Source organism: Streptomyces sp. enrichment culture (assembly GCF_964273255.1).
GTDB lineage: Bacteria > Actinomycetota > Actinomycetes > Streptomycetales > Streptomycetaceae > Streptomyces.
On the sequence record NZ_OZ186835.1, the window covers coordinates 423,270 to 446,403 of the forward strand.

Sequence of the window (23,134 nt, forward strand, 5' to 3'; positions counted from 1 at the left end):
GTCAGCTCACCACTCCGGTCATGACGCCCACCGGCACGGCGACGAAGCCGGCCGTGAGCAGCAGCGCGAGTACGTTGGCGGAGATCTTCAGGGCACGGTCACGGGTCCTGCTGCCGACGCCGAGGGTCTGGGCGGCGCTCCAGAAGCCGTGCCGGACGTGCAGGCCGAGCGCTAGCACGGCGGCAATGTAGATGACGTTGCCGTACCAGGTGGAGAAGGTGTCCACGACGTTCTGGTAGGGCTTGCCGGACTCGAAGCCGCCGGCGTGCACGTGGCCGGTGGTCAGGTCCAGGATGTGCCAGACGATGAACAGGCCGAGGATGATCCCGCCCCAGCGCATGGTGCGGGTGGCGTAGCTCGTCCGGGCCTTCTTGTGCACGTACTTGCTGGGGCGCGCCTTGATGTCGCGGCGGCTGAGCTGGTAGGCGGAGACGGCGTGCGCGACGACCGCGAGGACCAGGACGACGCGGACCACCCACAGCGTCCACTCGTAGTGCATGAACGGTTCGCCCAGGGTGCGCAGCCAGTGGGCGTAGTGGTTGAAGTCACCGGGACCGAAGAAGATCTTCAGGTTCCCGATCATGTGGACGACCAGGTACAGCAGCATGATCAGGCCGCTGACCGCCATCACCGTCTTCTTGCCGACGGTCGAGTCCCACACGCTGCGTGCCATGGACGGCCGTCGGTCCGTCCGCGTTGCCAGAGCCATGTCATCAGACGCTAGGGCCGAACGGTCCCATCGGTCCAAGACATGGAACCCCTCGTTTCCATAGGGTAAGGCTATGCTCCGGTCTAGGATGGCCGTATGCAGTTCCACCAGCTCCAGTACTTCGTGGCCGTCGCCGAGACCCGGCACTTCACCCGGGCCGCCGAGCTGGTCCACGTCGCACAGCCGTCGCTGTCGCAGCAGATCAAGGCCCTGGAGCGGGAACTGGGCGCCGACCTCTTCCTGCGGGCGCGCGGCAACATCACGCTGACCGCCGCGGGCGAGGCGCTGCTGCCGCTGGCCCGGCGGATCCTGGCGGACGCCGACACCGCCCGGCACGAGGTGCAGGAGCTGGTGCAGCTGCGCAGCGGCCGGGTGCGGCTGGGTGCCACCCCCAGCCTGTGCACGGGCCTGCTGCCGGACGTGCTGCGCGCCTTCCACGACCGTTACCCGGGCATCCGCCTGCTCATCGAGGAGGGCGGGTCGCACGACCTGGTGCGGGAGCTGGCCCGCGGCGCCCTCGACCTCGCCCTGGTCGTCCTGCCCCTGCCCTCCCCCTCCCCCGCCCTCACCACGGTGGAGCTGCTGCGCGAGGACCTGGTGGTCGTCTCCTCGCCGGACGCCCCCGCGCCGGGCCGGGGCGGGCGGGCGGTCCGCATCGCGGATCTGGAGGGCGAGCGGCTGGTGATGTTCCGGCACGGCTACGACCTGCGGGAACTGACCGTGGCCGCGTGCCGGGCGGAGGGCTTCGAGCCGGACTTCGCGGTGGAGGGGGGCGAGATGGACGCGGTGCTGGGCTTCGCCCGGGCGGGCCTCGGGGTCGCGGTGGTGCCCCGCATGGTCGCCGCGCGCTCCGGCCAGGGCCTGCGCGTCACGCCGCTGGCCGGTCCCGGCCTGGACCGCACCATCGCCCTGGCCCACCGCAGCGACGTGGCCCCACCGCGCGCGGCACGCGAACTCCAGCGGATGCTGCTGGAACGCTGACCCGCGCGGCCGGGGGGACGGGTCAGGCTCCGGTGTGGAGATGGGCGGCCCAGCGGGTCGGCGCGGCCGGGTAGGCGTCACGGACGGCGCGCACCGCGGCGTTGAGCGCGGCGGCCGAGACGGTCGGGTCGGGGGGACGCGTGCCGCGGGCGGTCAGCGCCGCGTAGACCTCCGCGGCCATGCCGGGGGTGTCCGGCGCCCGCCAGAGGGTGCCGATCACCGACCGGAAGCCCGCGAGCTGGAAGGCGGCCGCCAGGTGCATCGGCTCGTCGGGCAGGCCCGGGTGCGGCTCGGCGGTGCTGCAGGCGGAGAGGAAGGCGAGGGCTCCGTGGTCCAGCGGTGACTCCTGGATCCGCGTGGCCGGAAGCGTCTCGCCCGAGGCCAGGTGCAGTCCGCCGCCGCGCAGGATCGCCAGGGACGCGTCGTTGTCGCCGTGGCAGGCGAAGTGGACGACCGTGTGCTCACCCAGCGCCTCCTCGACCGCGGCCACCGTCGCCTCCTCGTCCATCAGGAGGCGGGCGCCGGGAACGGCGGCGAGGACCGCCTCGGCCTCCCTGCGCGCCTGCGGCAGCGGCGGCAGTCCCCGGGCCTCCTGGACGGCCACCACGAGGGCACCGGGGTGTCCGGCGCCGGACGGCCGGTCCGGGCCGTCCCGCAGCGCGCGGGCGAGCGCCGCGAGGGTCGGTGTGTAGGAGGAGACCACCCGGTCCATGACGGTGGGCGGCGGCTCCGGGGAGCCGGGCGGACGCGGGCGGGTGTGGCGGCCGGCGGCGTGCAGCGGCAGACGCACCACGGGCCCGACCGGACACCACCACAGCCGCGGCCTCCCGGCGTCCGCCCGGTCCGTCCCGGGCAGCCGCGCCAGCACCGGGGAGGCGACCTCGTCCCACAGCCACTCCAGGACGGTGTGCAGCTCGGTCTGGGCCGCCGCCCGGAGGTGGTGGGCAAGCCGGACGTCGGTGGCGTCCCGCACGGCCCGCTCCGTGCGCGCGGCGTGCCGCTCGACGGCCTCGGTGGTCAGGCCCGGCAGCGGGATGTGGACGACGTCCTGCCGGGGGTCGGCCGGGACGAGCAGGGCGTGGCCCCCGTCCGGGTGGGCCAGCACGTGGACGACCGGCCGGCCGGCGAGACGGCTGCGCAGCTCGTCGAAGGCAAGCTGCCGGGTCGCCTCTTCGAACTCGGGTGTCGTGGCGAACTCTTCGAGGACGGCCGCGCGTTCGGCGGCCAGCCGGCGGGTGCGGGCCGCCACCTGCGGACGGGGGTCCCACGCCTTCTCGTGCGTCGTCACGACCCGGCCGAAGGCCCGCCGCTCCCTGGACCTCACCTCCACGGCGGTGACGTTGGCGAAGAAGTCGGCCCCGGACAGGGCCGCGTCGATCCGCGCCAGCCGCTTGGCGGCCGCGGGGTCCACCGACTCCAGCAGGGTGCGCAGGCGCCGGCCGGCCATCGCCTCGGAGTAGAGGACGGCACGACCGCGTTCCAGCAGTTCCACCGCGTACCCGGGCCGGCCGCAGCGGATCGCCGCGACCGCGGCCTGCGCGGCCAGGTGCGGGGCCCGGCGGGCGGCGTCCTTGCGGACCGGCCCGGTCAGCCATCGCCGGGCGATGCGGGGCATCCGGGCCAGGACGTCCTCCAGCGCCCGCAGGGCCAGGTGCGGATCGTCCCCGGCCAGGGCGAGCCGGGCACGCTGGTGCTGCACCTCGATCCGCCTCCCGATGGGGAGGTTCTCGTCCGCGGCGACCGCCTCCCACGCGGCCAGCGCCTCCGCGCGCAGGGCGGCGGCCTCCCCGCCCTCCTCCTGGGCCAGGTCGTGCAGCACCGTGCAGGGCCGGGCCAGCAGCATCCGGCGTTCGGTGCGGAACGGGTCGTCGGGCGGGGTGAGCCGCACCGCCTCCCTCGCCAGGTCGACGGCCTCGGCCAGTCCGCCGCGGTCACCGGTCTCCTCGTACCGCACGTGCAGCACCTGGCTGAGGGAGCTGATGAACCGCGCGTGGTCCGGGTGGCCGGGAGGCAGCATGGCCCGGCCCGTCCGGTAGAGGCGCTCGGCCTCGTCCAGCCCTTCGGCGGCCCGGTCGACCTGACTCATCCGGTACAGCAGCGTCGAAGCCAGGTTGAACAGCAGCTCGTGCTTGTTCGGATGGTCCGCCGGCAGGCTGTCCGCCGCCTCGCGGGCCACGGCGACGGCCTCGTCCGCCCATGCGGGCTCGTCCAGCTCCACGGCCGCCTCTTCGAGGAGACCGGCCAGGGTCGACAGACGGAACGGGCGGAAGGGCGCGTCGGCGGGGGTCAGGTCGAGCGCCCGCCGCTGGAGGGCCAGCGTCTCGGGCAGCAGCGAACGGTCCGCCAGCACGTTGGCCGTGTCGAACAGCAGGCTTGCCAGGTCGTCCAGCCGCGCGGGCGTGTCCGGCTCCCCGGGCCGCAGTGCGGCGGCGGCCTGCCGGACGAGCCCCACCGTCTCGTGGGCCAGGACGTCGTCGAGTTCCTCGGAGCCGTTGGCGGCGAGCCACAAGGTGGCCCGGGCGAGGGCGGCCAGCGCCCGCCCGGCGAGGCGGTGTCCGGGGGGCGCCGCGTCCGCCGCGAGCAGGGCCCGGGCGCGGGCCCGCTTCAACGAGGCGTCCGGCCCGCCGTTCCCGCAGACCATGACCTCGGCCTCCGCGGCGAGCACCAGGGCGGCCGTCCGGTCCTCGTCCCCGGGCGGGACCGTGCCGACGAGGGCGAGTGCGGCGCTCAGACGCTCGGCGGGGTCGGCGCAGAGGTCGGCGGCGGTGCGCCACCAGGCCTGCGCACGCTCGCCGCCGGGGCGGACGTACGGCGGCAGGCCTCCGTCGAGCCGGGCATCGACGGTGGCGTCCCCCAGCTCGGTACGGGCGCGTTCGAGCAGGTCGGCGAACCGTTTCCGGTGTTCGGCGGCTCGCCGGTCGGCGTGGTCCGTGGCCCGGTCCAGGTCTCGGGCAGCCGCGACCGCGTCCGCGAGAGCCGTGGGCGGTCCCCCGTTCTCGTACCACCGGACGAGCGTGGCGGCCAGTTCCCGCAGGGGGTCCAGGTGCGCCGGTGCGGTCCGGGCCGCGGCCTCCGCCGCCCGGCGCAGGTCGTCCACGGCCCGCTCCAGTCCCGACGGGTCGGCGTCGGGGTCGTACAGGAAGGCGGCGCACCGGCCCTTCAGCAGCAGCCGGCCGGCCAGGTGCGGGTCGTCCGGCACGACCCGCTGCGCGGTCAGCCGGACCGCCTCGGCGGCGCACCGCTCGGCCTCCGCCGGGTGCGAGCGGTGGGCGCCCAGTTCGCCGACGGTCAGCAGCACCCGGGCCCGGTCGGTGAACAGGGCGGCCCTCTCGCGCGGTGAGGTGCCGTCCGCTCGGAGCAGCCTCTCCTGGAGCGCCAGCAGGGTGTCGAGAGCGGAGGAGTCCCGGGCGTCCTCGAACCGGGCCGCCAGAAATAGGAGTTGGTCCGTCAGAGCGGCTCCCAGCGTGACCGCCTCCTCCTCCGCGCCGGGGCGCCGGGCCCTGCGGCGCGCACGCCGTCCGCGCGCGGCGGTCCTCCCCACCCGGGCCGCCAGCGGTTCGGGCAGCGGCGGCACGCCGGAAGGGACGGCGTCCAGGGTGGCGGCGAGGTGGGACGCGGCACGGTACTCGGGCAGTCCGGCCACGCCGGGAAGGTGCCGGTACCGGTGCCAGCGCACCAGGGCGAGCCGGGCGGTCGCGGCGGCGTCGGGGCCGGCCGCCGGGGGCCACGTCGCGGGCGGGACCGGGGGCAGGTCCCGGGCGTCGCCGGTGCGCAGGTACCGGGCCAGGCCGGGGCCGAGCACGTCCGCCATCGTCACCACCACCTCCACCGGTCACAACGCCCGTTCGGGGGCCTCCGGTTCCATGCGGTCGCGGCTCAACCACCCGTGGTGACGGGTAGGTTGAGGCCGAGGTGCGTGACCGGACGGTGCCGGGCGCAAGGGGAGGGGCGTGATGGACGAGGTCGGGGAGCGGCTGGCGCGGCTGTGCGTCCAGGCCGGCGACGACGGACTGCGGTCCAGGGCCGAGCAGTTCGGCGTGGGCGGGGCACTGGCCCGGCTGGTCGAGGCGGCACGCTCGGGCGCGCGTGGTCCCTCGGTGAGCGCCGATCTGGACGCGCTGGACGACGCGTTCGCCCGTCACGGCGTCGACGGACTGACCCTGGGTGACCGTGCCTTCGAACCGCTGCGGGGCGGGCGGCCGCGTCCCGTGGTGACGGTGTGGGCGTGCCCGGCGGACGTCTCCTGTTCCCGGCTGGAGCCGCGGGAGCCGGGCCGGCACGGGCGCGACGAGCCACCGCGCTGCGGCCTGGCGGGCAGGGAGCTGGTGTCCCGGAAGTACCGGCTGTGAGCACCCTGCTGGCCGAGCTGGGCAAGCACCTGGCGGGCCGGTGGGCCGCCCTGCTGCTCCTGCCCGGCGCCTTCTACGTGTGCGCGGTGACGGCGGCCGTGGTGCTGGGCCACGCGCACGCCCTGGACCCCGCGGTGCCGGCCGCCTGGCTGGACCGGGTGGCCCTCGCCCCGGCCAGTGGCCGGTTCGGCACGGTGCTGATCGCCGCGGCGGCGTTCACCGCCGTCGCCGCCGTGGCGGGTCTGGCCGCCTCGGCCGTCGCCCAGGGGGTGGAGTGGGTCTGGTGGTCGTCGGGCGAGGAGCCGGTGCTACGCCGGCTCGCCGCCCGCCGGGCGCGGCGCTGGGAGCGCGCCGAGGACGCGGTACGGGCCGCGCTGCGGGAGTTCACCCGCTCGGGCGCGGCGCCCCGCGAGGCCGCGGCGCTGCGGGCGGCGATCCTGCGGCGGGACGCGATCTGCCCCGAGCCCGCCGCCCGCGCCACCTGGATCGGCGACCGTCTGCACGCGGTCGACCAACGGGTCCACGACACCTACCACCTGGACCTGACGGCCGCCTGGCCCCGGCTGTGGCTGATGCTCCCGGACGGGGCGCGTGCCGAACTGGCCGCCGCGCGGGCGGGTGTCGGTGCCGCCGCCCGCCTGCTGGCCTGGGGGCTGCTGTACGCGCCGCTCGCCCTGCTGTGGTGGCCGGCCGCGGTGCTCGCCGCGGGGGTGCTGCTGACGGCCCGTCGTCGCGCACGGGCGGCGGTCGCCGTGCAGGCCGACCTGATCGAGGCGGCGGTCGACCTGTACGGGCGGGAGATGGTGCTGCTGCTCGGGGTCGACTGCCCGGGGCGCCTCACCCGGGAGGCGGGCGACACGGCGACGAGCCTGCTGCGCAAGGACCGTACGGACCGCTCACGCCTCCAGGGGTGAGGGGGCGGGCCGGCGTTCGAGACCGAAGAACGTGGACACGATGACGTGCGGCGCGCCGGGGAACAGCACCGTGAAGCCGTCCGTGCGCCCGGTGAGCCGGCGGGGCGGGCCGGGGACGTCGGGGAGGGTCACGGGGGTGTGGGGGGTGCGGCGCAGCAGGCGGTCGTGCCGGGCCCGGTCGCGTGCGGACATCAGGCGCCGGTCGACCGCCAGCGACGGCGGGTCGCTGAGACTCGGCCAGTGCTCGTGGTGGACGTGGACCCTGACCCGCAGACGGCCCTCGCCCAGGGCGTGCTCCACCTCGGCCAGGTGTTCGGCGAGCGCCCCGACGGCGTCGGCCACCCGGTCGCAGGTCGCGCGCAGGTCGAGTCCTTGCCGGTAGGGGGCCTCCGGGTTGCCGGGGCCGATCACGCGGCCCCGGATGCCCAGGTCCTGGTCGTGGAGTTCGTTGCCCTCGGTGAGGCCGGTCCGGTCGCCGCGGTGGGTGCCGAGGGTCAGGTCGGCGCCGTAGCGGCTCGCGGTCAGCGCCACGGGGAAGAGGCCGGTGTAGCGCAGGATCCGGGCACATCCGAGGAGGACGGCCGACACCGGCAGGCCGGGCAGGCCGGCCACGAGCCGCACCGCCTCCCGCCGCCGGCCGAGCCGGTCCAGCACGTGCGCGTAGTCGCGACGGATCGCCCGGGTGCCGCCGTGGTCCGGTCCGAGGGTCTCCTCGCACCGGGCGAGCAGCACCGGGTACTCGCGCGCCGCCGTGGCCAGGTCCCCGGCGCGGACCATCACGGCCAGCGCGTTGTTGGCGGCGTTCAGGGTCAGCGGGTGGGCGGGGCCCAGCAGTCGGGTGCGGTGAGTGTGCACGGTGCCGAGCAGGCCCAGGGCGGCGTCCCAGCGGCCCAGGTCGCGCAGGACCAGGGCCAGGTTGTTGAGGCAGACCAGGGTGAACAGGTGGGTGCTGCCGAACCTGCGGGACAGACCCTGGAACGCGAGCTCGTACTGTTCCTCCGCCTCGCGGAGCCGCCCTTCGCGGTGCAGTGCGCCCGCGAGGTCGTGCCGGGCGGTGGTGGTCTCCAGCGCGAGCGCGCCGTGCTGTTCTTCCAGGCGCCCGACGCGCGTGCGCAGTTGGTTCGCCGAGCCCTCGGACACCTGCCCGGTCCTCCCTCCCGGACCGCGGGGCGTCACGGTCGCGGGCCCACGGATGCGTCCTTCCGGTGTGGAAGCACGCCGCCCCGCCCGGGGTCGTTCCCGGTGCGCGGCCGCTTCACTCGTACGGTCGGCCGCATCCGGCGCGATCCGGCCGCCGGAACGGCAACGGCGTTGCCCCGTACGGGAGTACGCCTCCCCCTCGCGCGGGGACGGCCGCGGTCCCCGGCACCGGCTCCCGCCGCCGTGCGGGAGCCGGACGACACCGCCGCCGGGGCTCAGCCCGTGGCGTCCACCAGGGCGAGTTCGTGCAGGCGCTCGGGCGGGCCCGGGCGGGCGTAGTACCAGCCCTGGGCGGTGTCGCAGCCGAGTATGCGCAGTTGCTCGGCCTGGGCGCCGGTCTCCACGCCCTCCACGGTCACCGCGAGGTCGAGGCTGTGGGCGAGCGAGACGATCCCCTCGACGATCTTGAGGTCGACCGGGTCCGCCGGGAACTGCTGCATGCTCTGGGTGAAGGAGCGGTCCAGCTTCAGGATGCTCACCGGGAGCCGGCGCAGGTTGGCGAGGTTGGAGTAGCCGGTGCCGAAGTCGTCCAGGGCGATGTCGACGCCCATCTCGGCCAGCCGGCGCAGCGGCTTGAGCAGGTCGTCGTCGGCGCCGATGAGCGCCGACTCGGTCACCTCCAGGCACAGCGCGTCGGGTGCCACGCCGGCCCGTTCCAGGATGTCCACCGTGTCCTGCACCAGGCCGGGGTGGGTGAGCTGGCAGGGCGAGAGGTTGACGTTGATGCGCAGCGGGCCGAGCGCGTCCGTGCCGCCGAGCCGTTCCTGCCAGTCACGGGCCTGCCGCACCGACTGTTCGAGGACCCAGCGGCCCAGCGGCACGATCAGGCCGGTGTGCTCGGCGAGCGGGATGAACCGGTCCGGGGAGAGCACCCCGTGCTGCGGGTGCAGCCAGCGCACCAGTGCCTCGGCGCCGCGCACGCTGCCGTCGCCGAGGTGCACCAGCGGCTGGTACTCGATGAAGAACTCGCCCCGCTCCAGCGCGGCCGGCAGGGCGGTGGTCAGCCCGTGCCGGGTGATGGCGCGGCGGTCGGCCTCCGGATCGGCGAGCTCGAAGCGGTTGCCGCCCGCCGACTTGGCCCGGTACATGGTGATGTCGGCGCTGCGCAGCACCTCCGCCGCGCTGCGCTCACCGGCCGGGCCCTCGACGATGCCGATGCTGCCGCGCACGGTGAGTTCCCGGCCGTCGATGCTGATGGGGGCGAGCAGCGCGTTCATGATGCGGCCGGCGAGTTCGTCGACGCCGCGCCGGGTGTCGGGGCCGGTGGTCAGCGCCACGAACTCGTCACCGCCGAGCCGGGCGACCATCTCGCCGGGCGCGGTGGCGCAGGCCTGGAGCCGGTCGGCGACCTCGACGAGCATCCGGTCCCCGGCCGCGTGGCCGAGGCTGTCGTTGACGGTCTTGAAGCCGTCCAGGTCGAGGTAGCACAGGCCGAACCGCTGCCCCTCCCCGGCGCTGAGGGCCTTCTCCAGGCGTTCGAAGAAGAAGGTGCGGTTGGGCAGTCCGGTGAGGGCGTCGTGGGTGGCCTCGTAGCGGAGCCGGAGGTTGAGCAGCCGCCGCTCGGTGGTGTCCTCCATGAGGGCGAGCTGGTACTGGGGGCGGCCGTCGGCGTCGCGCAGCAGGGAGACGGTCAGGTTGGTCCACAGGACCGTGCCGTCGGAGCGGTAGAACGCCTTCTCCAGGTGGTAGTGCTCGCGTTCGCCGCGCACCAGCTCCTCGTAGAGCCTCCAGGTCTGGGGCGCGTCGTCGGCGTGCGTCCAGTCCCGGACGTTGCGGCCGCGCAGGTGGTGCTCGGAGATGCCGAACATGCGGACCAGGGCGCCGTTGACCTGCAGGACGGTGCCGTCGAGGCCGGCGATGCCGATCCCTATGGCCGCTCCCTCGAAGACCGCGCGGAACCGGGCCTCGGTGGCGTGCAGCGCCTGCGCCACCACGCCCTGGGCCTCCAGCGCGGCCCGCGCGACGGCCTCCTGCTCCGCCAGGGTGCGCTCGCGCAGCGCCTGGGCGAAGCCCGCCGCCATGGCGTGCTGCAGCCGTGAGCAGCGGGCCCGCAGGGCCTCGCGGTCGCCGTCCCCGCCGCAGTAGAGGACCAGGTAGGCGTCCACGCAGTCCAGGCTGCGGCTCAGCGCCTCCGGGTCGGTGCAGTGGGCGTGGACCAGGGCGGCGCCGACGGCCTTCCCGGCCTCCGGGTCGAAGGTCCGGGCGAGCAGCGCCTCGCTCAGCCGCCGTGCGGGGTCGATCAGTTGGCGTTCGAACTCGGGCCGGGTGGACGAGGTGGAGGTCACCGGGTAGACCGCCCGGCTCCAGATCGTCGCGAACCGCCGCAGTCTGTCCTCCGGGCCGTCGGGTTCCGCGTTCACCGCTTGCGTCCCACGCCGGCGAATCCGGAGAAGGCGAACGGATCCACGTCCTCCTCGGGTGTCTCCGGCCGCCACCGCGGCATCGGCACCAGCCCGGGTTCCACCATGTCGTACCCCTCGAAGAACCGCGCGATGTCCTCGCGCGTGCGCATGATCAGCGGGTTGCGGATGTTCCTGTAGACGTCCACGGCCCCCTCGGCCCGCTCCGGCGGCAGCGGGACCCCCTCGTAGGAGGCGTGCGTGAGGACGAGCATGCTGCCGGGCGCGAGCGCCTCGCGCAGTTCGGCCACCGCCGCGTAGGGATCGTCCGCGTCCTCCACGAAGTGCAGTATGGCAACGAGGAGCAGGGCGACCGGCCGGTTCAGGTCGATCAGCCGCGCCACTTCGGTGCTCTCGAGGATGTCGCGGGGCCCCAGCAGGTCGGCCGCGACCACGTCGGCCCGCTCGTTGCCCCGGAGCACCTCCCGGCTGTGCGCCACCGCGACCGGGTCGTGGTCGACGTACACCACGTGCGCGGCGGGTTCGGCGGCCTGGGCCACCTCGTGGACGTTGCCGAACGTGGGGATGCCGGAGCCGATGTCGAGGAACTGCGTGATGCCCTCGCCGGCCGCGAAACGCACGGCGCGTCGCATGAAGGCACGATTCGCCTGCATGATCTTGGGCAGTCCCGGCATGAACTCCATGGCCTTGCGCGCCGCCTCCCGGTCGACTTCGAAGTTGTGCGACCCGCCCAGGTAGAAGTCGTACATCCGGGAAACGCTCGGCACCGTGATGTCGATGCTCCGTGGGGCCCAGGCGGGACGCTCCATGTATCTCTCCAAGGCGAAGGCGATCCGGTGTTCGAGAGCAGAGGCTACTGATCGCCCGCCAAGGGAGCGACCCGAAACGGAAATTGACCATCCGTTCCCGGTCACTGCCTCTGGCACGTGCCGAATTGATACCCCGATACATGGTGACGAAAAGTACCCACGGCATTCCGGAGAGTTCCGACGTGTCACGGAGGACGGGGAGAAGGACACCGAAATTTCCCCGAGTTCCAGTCAATCACAGCAAAAGGGTCCGCCCCTCCGCGCGGTGCGGAGGGGCGGACCGGGCCGGCGGTGCCGAAGTGGACGACACCCTGGGGAGGTTGCTACTTCTCCGGCGCGCCGACCGGCTTTCCGTCGGGACGGACGGCGTACCACGTGCCGCCGACGCCCTGACCGTTGGTGTCGCCGGGTTCCTTGTCCCCGGCGAAGGTGTAGATGGGCCAGCAGTTGATCGTCTGCTGCTTCGCGCCGTCCGGGCGCGTGAAGGTCATGTAGTTCTTCTTCTGGATGCCCTTGGTGTCGTCGATGTCGACGGGCGCCACGACCGGCCACTTGTCCAGGCAGGCGCCGGTGCAGGCCGAGACGGGCTTCGGCCAGGCCTCGTCCTTGGCGAAGCGGTAGACCGTCATGCCGTTCTTGTCGACGACGATCTCGCCCAGCTTCGGGTCCTTGCGGGTGGACAGTCCCGGCTGGTCGGCCGCCTGGGCCTTCTTGCCGTCGGGCGCGAGCGCGTACCACTTGCCGCCCACGCCCTGGCCCTTGGTGTCACCGGCGTTGACGTCCTTGACGTAGCGGTAGGCGGGCCAGCCGGCGACGGTCAGCTGCTTGGTGCCGTCGGACCGGGTCACCTCGCCGAGCAGCGAGGCGTCGATGCCCTTGCCGGCCGTGGCGTCGTCGGCGGGCACCGGGGGCCAGGTCGCGGCGCAGTCGCCGTCGCAGTTGGACTTGGGCGGCTTCGCGGCGTCCTGGTCGAAGCGGTAGAGGGTGAGGCCGAGGCCGTCGGTCACCACCTTGCCGAGTTCGGCGCTGTCGGCGGCGGACAGCTCGCCCGCGGTGTTCGCCGGGCCGGTGGACGGCTGCCCGCCCGCCTTGTCCCCGTCGGCGCCCGCGTAGTCCCCCGCCCCTGCCGTGGCGCCCACGTTCTGGCTGCTGGAGGGCGGCGGAGCGTCCTGACCGCACGCCGTCGTCAGCGCCAGCACCGCCGCGGCGCTCGCCACCAGGGAGGCGGTCCGCCAGGAGGTCTTCATCGTCAACTCCACATCATCGCCATGGTCGTGCAGCGCTCTGCCGTGCCGCCGCTCGACGAGGGGTACGCACGGGAGCACCCGTCGTGTTCAAACCTCCCGGGACTTTTTCCGGAGTCACCGGTTCCGCGGAGTGGGCGCCGGCCTTCCGGTGCGACGCCGGTGCGCGGGTCGGGCGTCGGCGCCTCCGGGCCGGCACCGGTTCTCCGGCCGGCCACCTCTCGGGACGGCCACCTGGCCTCCGGGACGGCCACCTGCCTTCCGGGACGGCCACCGCCCCAACGGCCGCGTCCGCCCGGGGTGAGGTCCCGCACACCCGTGCCCGGCCGGTCCGCACGGACCCGCGCGAGTCCAATCCCGTACGGCGGAAATTAACTCCATCGGGCCAAACGGCCCGTACCCGGGCGTGTCCTGGCATCTGCGGGCTCATGATCTTCGTCGTGCAAGGACTCGTACCGACCTCCTCGGCCCTCGTGGCCCGCGCGCTGGCCGCGGCGGCGCTGGCCTGGGCCCTCCTCGGCGCGCCCGGCCCGGCCTCGGCGGACGCCTGCGCGTACGCCTCGACCGGCCCGGACGGCACCGAGGCGGTGGCGGTCGCCGGCAGCATGACCTGGCCCATGCCGCCCAAGTGCTCGCCCCCCGCCCCGACTCCGCCGCCGGCCCCCACCCCCACGCCTCCGCCGACTCCCCCGCCACCGCCACCGCCGCCCCCTCCACCCCCGCCGGAACCAGCCCCTCCGCCGCCGCCGAAGCCGAGCCCGACGGCCCGGCCCACACCCCCGGCGCCGCCCCCACCGCCGCCCGCGGCCCGTCCGACGCCTCCCCCGGCCCGGCCGGCACCGCCGCCGAGGCCGCGCCCCGCTCCCACGCCGGAGCCCACCGTCACGGCCACCCCGCGCCCGTCCGTGACCCCGGTGCGCTACCCGGTGCCCCGCCCGGCCCCCCGCGCCGAGCGGCCCACGCGCGGCGCCACCTCGCCGCTCACCTTCGTCCTGCTCATCGCGACCCCCGCGGTGGTCGCCGTCGCCGCGCTCCGCCCGCGCTGATCCCGGGCCGCCGCACGCGCGCCGCCGACCGCACGCGCGCCGTCGCCCCGCTCGTCCTGTCCCGCTCGTCGTCCGTTCCCCGTTGACCCGTGGACTCGTTCTGGAGGCACCTCTTGCCGGAATGGCTTGTTCTCACCCTCGCGATGCTGGCCGTCTGTGCCGTGGTGGTGGCCATCACCGTCATCCGGCACCAGCGGGCCGCCGACGACGAGGACCCCACCGAGACACCCGATGTCATCGAGTACATGACCATGTGGATCGGCGTGGTGTACGCCATCGTCCTGGGCCTGGCGATCGCCGGCGTCTGGGAGGGACGCGGCGCCGCCGAGGACCACGTGCGGGCGGAGGCGGTGGCACTGCACGAGATCGCGGAGCGGGTCCGGGTCTACCCGCCCGAGACGCGCGACCGCATCCGGGACGACGTCGACGCCTACGTGTCGTTCGTGGTGACCACCGAGTGGCGCACCATGGCCGACGAGGCCCGGGTCACCGAGCGCGGCACCGAACTCCTCGACCGCATCCGCCGGGACGTCACCGACTACGAACCGCGCACGGACTTCGAGGCCCAGGCCTACCAGCCGCTGGTCGACCAGGTGGCCGCCGCCGACCAGGCCCGCAGCGCCCGGGCGGAGTCCACCGGCGAGACCATGCCGGGCGTCGTGTGGTTCGGGCTGATCACCGGTGGGGTGGTCACCGTCGGGATGATCTTCGCACTGCAGATCAGGCGCACCCCCCGCGAACTGGTGCTCGCCGGGATGTTCTCCGCGCTCATCGCCTTCCTGCTGTTCCTCATCTGGGACTTCGACATGCCCTACAGCCGGGGCATCACCGCCTCGGCCGACCCGTTCCTCAACCTCTTCCCGCACCTGCGGGGCTGAGCCCGCCGCGCCCCGGACCCCCCGGGCGCACCCCGGCGCGGCACGGAGCCCCGGCGGTCCGCCGGCCGGGCCGGGGCCGGGCCCGCTACAGCACACCGGGCGCCCGCAGCGGGCGCCACGCCGGGCCCGTCCCCCGCCGGAAGGACCCGGATTCGCCCGCACGGCCCTGCGGAATGACCCGTTCGCGCGACTGCGATCGCGCGGGCGGGTGGGCGTTCCTAGCGTTTCGCCCATCGAGGCGCATCCCTGCCCCGCGCGGAACAGGTCCGCGGCTGCGCTTCGGGACCCGGAGGAACCTCATGCACGCGATACGCGTCGCTTCGGCAGCCCTGCTGGGCGCCGGCGCCCTCGCCCTGGCCGCCGCGCCGTCGGCCGTCGCCGGCGACGTCACGCCGTTCGGATTCGGCGTCGAGCCCGGCATCGTCGACCCGGGGGACACGGTCACCCTGCGCATCGACCGCGCCGGGGGCGGCTGCAAGGGCCACGCGACGGTCACCTCACCGGTGTTCGACAGCGTCACCCTGCCGCCGAAGAAGTCCACGGCGAAGGCCGTGGTCGACTGGGACGCGCGGCCCGGAGCCGTGTACCAGGTGGCGTTCACCTGCGACGGCGTCACCGGCACCGCACCGCTGGCCATCGCCTCCGACCGGCCGGTGCCGCTCCCCAGCCCGGTGCCCGTGGAACCGTCGCACCCCAAGGGCGTGCACGCCGGCGAGGGCGGCAGCCTCGCGGGACTCGACGCGGGCCGCATCGGCCTCGGCGCGCTGGTCGTCGCCGGCGCCCTCGGCGCCGCGTACCGCCACGTCCGCCGTCCGGGACCGCAGGACGAGTCCTGACGGCCGTTACCCCGACGCCCTGCCCACGACCGGTTCCGACGGCCGGTCCCCGGACCGCCCGACAGCCCTTCGCCCCGGGGCCGGTGGCGTCCGGGGCGAAGGGCTGCGGTCACGTGCGAGCGGGCCGTCCGAGGGGAGGGCTCAGATCCGCTTCTCGGCGCGGCGGCGCATCCAGAACACGCCGCCGGCCGCGACGGCCGCGGCGACCAGCCCGCCGCCGATGGCCATGTCGGTCGGGGTCGCACCGGTGGTGCTGCTGCCGCCGAGACCGCCGCGCACACCGCCGATGACGGTAAAGGCGCCCGAGCGGGTCAGGGTCCGCCCGGAGCAGTGCACGGTGATGTCGTACGAACCCGGCCGCGCGTCGGAGTTGACGGTGGCGGTGCCCCGGGAGGTGCCGCGGGACCCGCTGACCGGCGTCAGGTGGGTGCGCGGGAAGGCGTTGGACGTGGCGTGCCCGCCGTGGGGGCAGCCGTCGACGGTGATGGTCAGCTGGCCACCGCGGGCGATGACGCTGGGCAGGGCGGTGATGTTGGACGGGCTGGGGACCCCGCCGCCGTCCGAGACGGCGACCGGGGCGTCCGCGACCGCCACCGGGGCGCCCAGACCGAGGACGGCGACCGCGGCTGCGGCGGCTGCCAGGGCACGTGAGTTGCGCATGTGATCCTCCGCGGAAGACGCCCCGGGTCCCGTACCCGGCGTGGATCGGCGAGAAAGCGCCTCCCGGAAGAACCCTCAGTTGCCGTGCGGGCAGCCGCATGTCGGGAATGGTCCGTCCCGGTGAGCGGTCCGTCCGCCGCCGCGCCCAAGATCGTTCATCGCCGCAGGTCACGCCCTGCGGAGCCGTCCTCCCACGGCGGTTCCCCGGATGGCGCACGGCCGTCGTCCCGGGGCACCCGTTCGGCGCCGTCCCGTCGCCGGTTCCGCCCACGGAACCTAGCGTTTCAGCCATGCGCCGGTGACGCGGCGACGGCCGCGTCGAGAGGGGAAGAGCGAATGTCTGCTTTCGAAGCGGCCGAGGCCGAGGAGGAGGCACGGCGCAGGAAGCGCGCGCCGTGGGGCGTGATAGCGCTGGTGCTGCTCACCGGCCTGGCGCTGATCCGCAACGGGTCGGGGGAGTTCGACGTGGGTCCGCCGCAGCCCGCCAGTGCGGCGGCGGCCGACACCCGGGCGCCGGTGGCCGGGGCGGCCCAGCCGCTGCCGTACGCGCTGCCGGACCGGGTGCGCATCCCCGCGATCCAGGTCGACGCGCCGGTCATGGCCGTGGGGCTGGACGCCGAGGGCTGGGTGGACGCTCCGCCGGCGGAGGACCCCAACCTGGCGGGCTGGTTCACCGGCGCGGTCACCCCCGGCGAGAAGGGCACCGCGGTCGTGGTCGGCCACGTCGACAACCAGCAGGGCCCCGCCGTGTTCTACGGGCTGGGGGCCCTGAAGAAGGGCAACAAGGTCGAGATCGCCCGCCAGGACGGAAAGACGGCCGTGTTCGAGATCTACGGCATCGAGGTCTTCGCGAAGAACGACTTCCCCGGCGACCGGGTCTACGCCTCCAAGGGCGCCGCGGAGCTGCGGGTCATCACCTGCGGCGGCGGCTTCTCCCAGCAGGACGGCTACGACGGGAACGTGGTCGCCTTCGCCCGCCTGACCGCGGTCCGCTGAGCGCGGGCCCGGCCGGGCGGGCGGGGGCCGCTCAGGCGGGGACGCGGCGCGGCACGCCGATGTGGTAGCCGGCGTCCAGCAGCCCGGGCAGGTACTCGCGCAGGGCCCGGACGCTCTGCGACCGGTCGCCCCCGGCGTCGTGGGAGAGCACGACGACGCCGGGGGCGGCGCCGTCCTCCACCCGGTCGACGATGGTGCGGGTGCCCGGCTCGGTCCAGTCCAGGGTGTCGACCGTCCAGGCCAGGGGTTCCATGCCGAGTTCGGCACCGATGCGGAACGCGGCCCGGTTCCAGGCGCCGTAGGGGGCCCGGAACCACTGCGGGCGTTCACCGCAGCCGTCCTCGATGACGTCGCTGGTGCGTTCCATCTCGGAGCGGATGCGTCCGCGTCCGAGACGGGTCAGCAGGGGGTGGGACCAGGTGTGGTTGCCGACGACGTGGCCCTCCTCCGCCATGCGGGCCAGCAACTCCTTGCGGTAGGAGGCCATTTCACCGCAGACGAAGAACATGGCCCGCACGTCGTACTCGGCGAGCGTGTCGAGGACGGCGGGGGTGTAGCGGGAGTCGGGGCCGTCGTCGAAGGTCAGCACCATGGTGCGGCCGCGCCCGGAGATCCGCAGCAGCGGTTCGCTGCGCACCGGTGTCCTGCCGGGCACGGAGCGCGGGGCACCGTACCCGGTGAGGGGCTGGAGGCGGTACGCGGACGGCTTCGACGGGCGGGCGGCCTGCGCCCCGGGGATGGGCGGGGCGGGGGCCGGGGCCGTCGGGTTCCCGGAGAGCGCCGCGAACAGACCCGCCGCGCCGGCCGCCCCCACTGCGGTGGCGCCGGTGAGCAACGCCCGGCGCCGGGTGAGCAACTGATCCTTCTTCATGAGTCATCAGTCGCCCGGTGCGGGCCCGGCGCTCTGCCGCGACACCGGTGTGGCGGCACGATTCCACCCGAGCGGCCCAGTTTCGGGACGGGATTCCACCCGGCCGGATGCGCCCGGCGCCCGCGCCGGCGCATCCGGGGTCCGAGGTGGGGGTGCGCGTCAGCGGCGGCGCACGAGGGGGAACGGCAGCGTCTCGCGGATGGTGAGCCCGGTCAGGAACATCACGAGGCGGTCGACACCGATGCCGAGGCCGCCGGTGGGCGGCATCGCGTATTCGAGCGCGTCGAGGAAGTCCTCGTCCAGCTCCATCGCCTCGGGGTCGCCGCCCGCGGCGAGCAGGGACTGGGCGGTGAGCCGGCGGCGCTGTTCCACGGGGTCGGTGAGTTCGGAGTAGGCGGTGCCGAGCTCGGTGCCGAAGGCCACCAGGTCCCAGCGTTCGGCGAGCCGGGGGTCGGTGCGGTGCTCGCGGGTGAGGGGTGAGACGTCCGTGGGGAAGTCCTTGTAGAAGGTGGGCAGTTGCGTCTTCTCCTCCACCAGCCGCTCGTACATCTCCAGCACCACGTCGCCGGGCCCGTCGTCGTCGGTGTACGGCACGCCCGCGCGGTCGCAGAGCCGCAGCAGCTCGGGCAGTTCGGTGCCGGGGCCGATCTCCTCGCCGAGGGCCTCGCTGATGGCGCCGTGCACGGTCTTGACGGGCCAGGTGCCGGAGATGTCGTACTCGGTGCCGTCCTTGTGGGCCACGGGTGAGCCGAAGGCGGCGGTCGCGGCGCCCTGGATCAGTTCGCGCACGAGGTCGAGCATCACGTCGTAGTCGGCGTGCGCCTGGTAGGCCTCCAGCATCGTGAACTCGGGGTTGTGCTTGTAGGAGACGCCTTCGTTGCGGAAGGTGCGGCCCATCTCGAAAACCTTCTCCATGCCACCCACGCACAGCCGCTTCAGGTACAGCTCGGGGGCGATGCGCAGGTACAGGTCGAGGTCGTAGGCGTTGATGTGGGTGGTGAAGGGGCGGGCATTGGCTCCGCCGTGGATCTGCTGGAGCATGGGCGTCTCGACCTCGAGGAAGCCGCGCTCCAGCAGGCCCTGGCGCAGGGCCTGGACGGCGGTGGACCGGCGCCGGACGACGTCGCGGGCCTCGGGGCTCGCCACCAGGTCGAGGTAGCGGCGGCGCACCCGGGCCTCGGGGTCGGCGAGGCCGCGCCGCTTGTCGGGCAGGGGGCGCAGGCACTTGCCGACGAGCTGCCAGGAGGTGACGAAGACGGTCGGTTCGCCGCTGTCGCTGACCCCCGCGCGGCCGGTGGCGCTGATGTGGTCGCCGATGTCGGTGTCGGCGGTGAAGCGGTCCAGGGCGGCGCCGGAACCGTCCCGGGTGAGGGCGAGCTGGTGCTGTCCGGACCAGTCGCGCAGGACGACGAAGACGATGCCGCCGAAGTCGCGGACGAGCATGATCCGGCCGGTCACGGTGACGTCCTGGCCGGGCCGGACGGCGGCGAGGGTGTGGGTGCGGGCGGGGACGCCGACGGGGTAGGGGTCGACGCCCTGGGTGCGCAGCCGGTCCAGCTTGCGGTGCCGGACGCGGACCTGGTCGGGCAGGTGCGCGAGGGGGTCGGCGGGCTCGGTCTCGTCCCCTCCGTCGAGGCCGAGCGCCGCCAGGGACGGCAGGCCCTCGGTCGTGGCGGGCCGGTGCCGGTCCCGGGGACGCCCCTTCTCGCGGAGCTCGCGCAGGGACGGGACGCGGACGAATCCCTCGGCGACGGCGGAGGCGAGGCCGACGCGGGCGAGGGAGGCGGCCTCCCCGTAGCAGAGGAAGCGGGGGTACCACTCGGGGTGGTACTTGGCGTTGGAGCGGTACAGGGCCTCCAGCTGCCACCAACGGGAGAAGAACAGCAGCAGTCGCCGCCACAGCCGCAGCACCGGGCCGGCCCCGATGCGGGCGCCCTCCTCGAACACCGAGCGGAAGACGGCGAAGTTGAGGGAGATCCTGCGGACGCCCAGCTTGGGTGCGGCGGCGCACAGCTCGGCGATCATGAACTCGGTGACGCCGTTGGGGGCCTCCCGGTCCCGGCGCATCAGGTCCAGGGAGACGCCGTCCCGCCCCCACGGGACGAAGGAGAGCAGGGCCAGCAGTCTGCCGTCGGCTCCGTGGGCCTCCACCAGCAGGCAGTCGCCGTCCGCGGGGTCGCCGAGGCGGTCCAGGGCCATGGAGAAGCCGCGCTCGGTCTCGGTGTCCCGCCAGGCGTCGGCCTTCTCGACGATCTCCCGCATCTCGTCCTCGGAGAGGGACGAGTGGCGGCGCACCCGGCAGCCGGCACCGGCGCGCCGCACCCGGTTGACCGCCTGCCGGGTGACGCGCATGTCCCGTCCGTCGAGATCGAAGCCGGCGACGTGCAGGACCGCCTCGTCGCCGAGCTGGAGCGCGCCGAGCCCGGCCCGGACGAAGGCCCGGGCGCCCTCCTCGGAGGCGCCCATCACGGCCGGTGTCCAGGCGTGGCGGCGGGCCACCTCCAGCCAGGCGTCGATGGCGTGCGGCCAGGCCTCGCGGTCGCCGACGGGGTCGCCGCTGCCGAGGCACACCCCGGTCTCCACGCGGTAGGTGACGGCGGCCTTGCCGCTGGGCGAGAAGACGACGGCCTTGTCCCGGCGGGTGGCGAAGTAGCCGAGGGAGTCCTGGTCGCCGTAGGCGCGCAGCAGGGCGCGGATGCGGGTCTCCTCGTCGCCGTGCAGGGCGGCTTCCAGGCGCTGGGAGCGGAAGAGGGTGGCGGCGGCGTTCAGCAGGGCGAGCGCGCCGAACAGGCCGAGCAGGAAGAACAGGGGGCGCGGCGGGCTGCCGTCGAAGGTGTCGGCGGGGACGAGCCCGCCGAGGACGCGGTTGGCCGCCCAGGCCAGGCTCTGGCCGCGCGGGAGGCCGCCGGGGAACAGGGCGACCAGTCCCCAGCCGGCCAGGACGGCGACGACGAGCCCCGCGGCCAGGACGGCCAGCGCCCGTCGTGCCGCGCCGCGGCGGGAGAGGGCGTAGAACTCGCCGCGGGCCGCGATCAGCACGCCGAGGGCGACGGCGCAGACCGCGAAGGAGGGGAGGGAGTCGGCGTACTCGCCGGCCGCCAGGCCGATCACGTCGGCGAGCAGCAGCAGCCCGAGGTAGACGACGACCAGCCACCAGGCGATCTTCTTGCGGGCCGCGGTCGCGGCGGCCAGCAGGAAGAGGAAGACGGCGTAGGCGAGGTTGGCGCTGACCGGCACCAGGAGCAGTTCCAGCACGTCGGTCAGGGGCCGCAGGCCGGTGCGCAGGGGCGGGATGACGGCGAGCAGGACGCACAGGATGCCGAGTGCGGTGAAGAAGACCGCGAAGACCTGGGGCACCCGGCCGGGGAACAGGCGGCCGGGGCGGCGTATCGGCGCCTGGGTGTCCCGGGCGGTACCGGTGTCCACGGTGGCACTCATGTTTCGACTGTAGGAACACCTCCGTCGCCCCGCGCGTCGAGCGGGGCGGGGCCGTCGCCGCGGGGGCCGGGAGACCGGGGCCCTCGCCCGGGGGTCCGATAGCCTCGCACACGTGACGGAATCGCAGGCACGACGGTTCGAGCGGGGCACCGACGGTCCGAAGATGATCGTGGTCGGGGTGGACGGCTCGGAGTCGTCGATGCGCGCGGCGGCCTATGCCCTGGGGCTGGCCCGGCGTCAGGGCGCGATGCTGGCGGCGGTGTACGTCCGGCCGGTGATGGCGGCGGGGGTGGCGCTCGGGGCGCCAGCGGCGGACGCGACCGACGAGATCGCGGACGAGCTGGTGACGCAGATCCGGGAGGCGGCGCAGCGGGTGCGGGACCTGTCCGCGCCGCGCTGGCAGTTCCACACCTTCCGCGGCGATCCGTACAACGGCCTGGTGAAGGCGGCCGACGACCTGCGGGCGGACGCGGTGGTGGTGGGCGCGTCGGAGAAGGCCGGGCACCGGTTCGTCGGGTCGGTCGCGGTGCGGCTGGTGAAGACGGGGCGCTGGCCGGTGACGGTGGTGCCGTAGGGCCCGCCTCGCCGCAGCGCGCCTCGCCCCGGCGCCGTCGGCCGGCGGCGCCGGGGCGAGGCGGGCAGCGGGCAGCGGGCGGGTGCGGGCCGGGGCGTCTACTTCCCCATGACGAGTCCGTCCTGGGCCGCGCCCCGGCTGAGCACCACGTCGCGGATGCGGTCGCGTACGGCCTTCACCTCGGCGCCCCGGTCGAGGGCCCGGTTGAGGTTGACCACGCGTCCGGCGTCCACGTCGAACAGCTGCGGGACGAACTCGGCCCGGGTCACCTGCCAGCGCTCCCCGGGGCGGGCCGGCGGGGCGAAGGTGAAGCGGCCCAGCGTGGACTGGTTGCCGCGGGGGTCCTTGGCCCCTTCGTGGTTGACCATCTCGCCGGCGATCTGGTCGCCCATGCCGTAGATCACCCAGGTGCCGTTGACCTTCTCGTAGGCCTGGGGGACGTGGGCGTGGGTGCCCAGGACGAGGTCGATCGCGGGGCGCCGGCCGTCGCGGGCGGCGGTGAGGGAGCGGGCGAGGGCGACCTGCCGGTCGTCGGGTGCCTCCTGCCATTCGGTGCCCCAGTGGACGGAGACCACGACCACGTCGGCCCCCGCGCCGCGGGCCGTGCGGGCGTCGGCGACGATCCGGTCCTCGTCGATCAGGCCGACGGCCCACGGCTGCCCCTCGGGCAGGGGGATGCCGTTGGTGTCGTAGGTGTAGGCGAGGTGGGCGACCCGGGCCGTGCCCGCGCGGTGCATCGTCACCGTGCGGGACTCCTGCTCGGTGCGGGCCGCTCCGGCGTGCCGGACGCCGGCGCGGTCGAGGGCGTCCAGGGTGCGGCGGATGCCGTCGGCGCCGTCGTCGAGCGTGTGGTTGGAGGCGGTGGAGCAGCCGTCGTAGCCGGTGGCGGCGAGGCCGCGGGCCACCTCGGGCGGGGACTTGAAGACGGGGTAGCCGGTGTAGTCGCCGTTCTCGCCGTACACGGTCTCCATGTGACACAGCGCCAGGTCGGCGCCGGCGACGACGGAGCGGACCCCGGCGAGCATGGGCCGGAAGTCGTACCCGGTGCCGCCCGCGTCGAAGCGGGCGCGGTCGATGACCGACATGTGCGGCAGGACGTCCCCCGAGGCGACCAGGGTGAAGCCCCGGGCGGCCGGTGCGGGGGCGGGGTGGCCGGATTCCGACGGCCGGTGGTCGCGGGCCTGGCAGGCGGCGCCGGCGGCGAGGACGACGGTCAGGGCCAGGGCCAGTCGTCGACTCCGTGTGATCATCACTTCACCCCACTGTAGT

Annotated in this window: 18 protein-coding genes; 8 read left to right on the top strand and 10 right to left on the bottom strand. The window is 74.7% G+C overall.

Features of this window, described 5'->3' with window-relative positions; translation table 11 throughout:
* Nucleotide 1: 1 nt before the first annotated feature.
* Nucleotides 2-673: a succinate dehydrogenase gene (locus ACSU53_RS01920; RefSeq protein WP_437024468.1), complete on the bottom strand. Its 672-nt coding sequence runs from the start codon at nt 671-673 to the stop codon at nt 2-4.
* 132 nt (nt 674-805) lie between these two features.
* Between ACSU53_RS01920 and ACSU53_RS01925 the strand changes: the two genes are divergently transcribed.
* The gene (locus tag ACSU53_RS01925; protein WP_437024469.1) at nt 806-1,690 is read left to right on the top strand and encodes a LysR family transcriptional regulator; all 885 of its coding nucleotides are present in this window, start codon (nt 806-808) and stop codon (nt 1,688-1,690) included.
* A gap of 22 nt (nt 1,691-1,712) precedes the next feature.
* Here the strand turns inward: ACSU53_RS01925 and ACSU53_RS01930 are convergent, their stop codons facing one another.
* A complete protein-coding gene (locus ACSU53_RS01930) occupies nt 1,713-5,501 on the bottom strand; it encodes a CHAT domain-containing protein (protein ID WP_437032980.1) in 3,789 nt (1,262 codons plus the stop codon).
* A gap of 142 nt (nt 5,502-5,643) precedes the next feature.
* Here ACSU53_RS01930 and ACSU53_RS01935 point away from each other — a divergent pair, with 142 nt between their 5' ends.
* Entirely contained in the window at nt 5,644-6,039 is a 396-nt protein-coding gene (locus ACSU53_RS01935; RefSeq protein ID WP_437024470.1) for a hypothetical protein, read from the top strand.
* Nucleotides 6,036-6,953: a hypothetical protein gene (locus tag ACSU53_RS01940; protein WP_437024471.1), complete on the top strand. Its 918-nt coding sequence runs from the start codon at nt 6,036-6,038 to the stop codon at nt 6,951-6,953. Before ACSU53_RS01935 ends, ACSU53_RS01940 begins: the two co-directional genes overlap by 4 nt.
* On the opposite strand, the gene ACSU53_RS01945 is transcribed toward ACSU53_RS01940, so the two are convergent.
* The 4 genes from ACSU53_RS01945 to ACSU53_RS01960 all read right to left on the bottom strand — a co-directional run bounded on the left by ACSU53_RS01945 (nt 6,936) and on the right by ACSU53_RS01960 (nt 12,569).
* The gene (locus ACSU53_RS01945; protein WP_437024472.1) at nt 6,936-8,093 is read right to left on the bottom strand and encodes a tetratricopeptide repeat protein; all 1,158 of its coding nucleotides are present in this window, start codon (nt 8,091-8,093) and stop codon (nt 6,936-6,938) included. The two genes, ACSU53_RS01940 and ACSU53_RS01945, sit on opposite strands and share 18 nt — an antisense overlap.
* 275 nt (nt 8,094-8,368) lie before the next feature.
* Nucleotides 8,369-10,513, bottom strand: coding sequence for a putative bifunctional diguanylate cyclase/phosphodiesterase (locus tag ACSU53_RS01950; protein WP_437024473.1), 2,145 nt, complete (start codon nt 10,511-10,513; stop codon nt 8,369-8,371).
* On the bottom strand, nt 10,510-11,322 hold the full coding sequence (locus ACSU53_RS01955; protein ID WP_437024474.1) for an SAM-dependent methyltransferase: 813 nt from the start codon (nt 11,320-11,322) through the stop codon (nt 10,510-10,512). Before ACSU53_RS01955 ends, ACSU53_RS01950 begins: the two co-directional genes overlap by 4 nt.
* A gap of 323 nt (nt 11,323-11,645) precedes the next feature.
* Nucleotides 11,646-12,569, bottom strand: a complete 924-nt coding sequence (locus ACSU53_RS01960) for an SCO0930 family lipoprotein (protein WP_437032982.1) — start codon at nt 12,567-12,569, stop codon at nt 11,646-11,648.
* A 902-nt stretch (nt 12,570-13,471) separates the two neighbouring features.
* On the opposite strand from ACSU53_RS01960, the gene ACSU53_RS01965 reads away from it, so the two are divergent.
* The 3 genes from ACSU53_RS01965 to ACSU53_RS01975 all read left to right on the top strand — a co-directional run bounded on the left by ACSU53_RS01965 (nt 13,472) and on the right by ACSU53_RS01975 (nt 15,326).
* Nucleotides 13,472-13,612 (top strand): hypothetical protein, encoded by a 141-nt coding sequence (locus ACSU53_RS01965; RefSeq protein WP_437024475.1) that lies wholly within the window; start codon nt 13,472-13,474, stop codon nt 13,610-13,612.
* A 113-nt stretch (nt 13,613-13,725) separates the two neighbouring features.
* Nucleotides 13,726-14,490, top strand: a complete 765-nt coding sequence (locus ACSU53_RS01970; RefSeq protein WP_437024476.1) for a DUF4239 domain-containing protein — start codon at nt 13,726-13,728, stop codon at nt 14,488-14,490.
* A gap of 299 nt (nt 14,491-14,789) precedes the next feature.
* A complete protein-coding gene (locus ACSU53_RS01975; RefSeq protein WP_437024477.1) occupies nt 14,790-15,326 on the top strand; it encodes a hypothetical protein in 537 nt (178 codons plus the stop codon).
* Between the two features lie 141 nt (nt 15,327-15,467).
* Here ACSU53_RS01975 and ACSU53_RS01980 read toward each other — a convergent pair whose 3' ends face one another.
* On the bottom strand, nt 15,468-15,986 hold the full coding sequence (locus ACSU53_RS01980) for a hypothetical protein (protein WP_437024478.1): 519 nt from the start codon (nt 15,984-15,986) through the stop codon (nt 15,468-15,470).
* Between the two features lie 336 nt (nt 15,987-16,322).
* Here ACSU53_RS01980 and ACSU53_RS01985 point away from each other — a divergent pair, with 336 nt between their 5' ends.
* The gene (locus ACSU53_RS01985; RefSeq protein WP_437024479.1) at nt 16,323-16,982 is read left to right on the top strand and encodes a class F sortase; all 660 of its coding nucleotides are present in this window, start codon (nt 16,323-16,325) and stop codon (nt 16,980-16,982) included.
* A 31-nt stretch (nt 16,983-17,013) separates the two neighbouring features.
* Here ACSU53_RS01985 and ACSU53_RS01990 read toward each other — a convergent pair whose 3' ends face one another.
* Together ACSU53_RS01990 and lysX are read right to left on the bottom strand one after the other, a co-directional pair.
* On the bottom strand, nt 17,014-17,853 hold the full coding sequence (locus ACSU53_RS01990) for a polysaccharide deacetylase family protein (protein ID WP_437024480.1): 840 nt from the start codon (nt 17,851-17,853) through the stop codon (nt 17,014-17,016).
* Between the two features lie 159 nt (nt 17,854-18,012).
* Nucleotides 18,013-21,291: a bifunctional lysylphosphatidylglycerol synthetase/lysine--tRNA ligase LysX gene (lysX, locus tag ACSU53_RS01995; protein WP_437024481.1), complete on the bottom strand. Its 3,279-nt coding sequence runs from the start codon at nt 21,289-21,291 to the stop codon at nt 18,013-18,015.
* A gap of 112 nt (nt 21,292-21,403) precedes the next feature.
* On the opposite strand from lysX, the gene ACSU53_RS02000 reads away from it, so the two are divergent.
* Nucleotides 21,404-21,865 (top strand): universal stress protein, encoded by a 462-nt coding sequence (locus tag ACSU53_RS02000; protein WP_437024482.1) that lies wholly within the window; start codon nt 21,404-21,406, stop codon nt 21,863-21,865.
* A 98-nt stretch (nt 21,866-21,963) separates the two neighbouring features.
* On the opposite strand, the gene ACSU53_RS02005 is transcribed toward ACSU53_RS02000, so the two are convergent.
* Nucleotides 21,964-23,115, bottom strand: a complete 1,152-nt coding sequence (locus ACSU53_RS02005) for a CapA family protein (protein ID WP_437024483.1) — start codon at nt 23,113-23,115, stop codon at nt 21,964-21,966.
* Nucleotides 23,116-23,134: the final 19 nt, after the last annotated feature.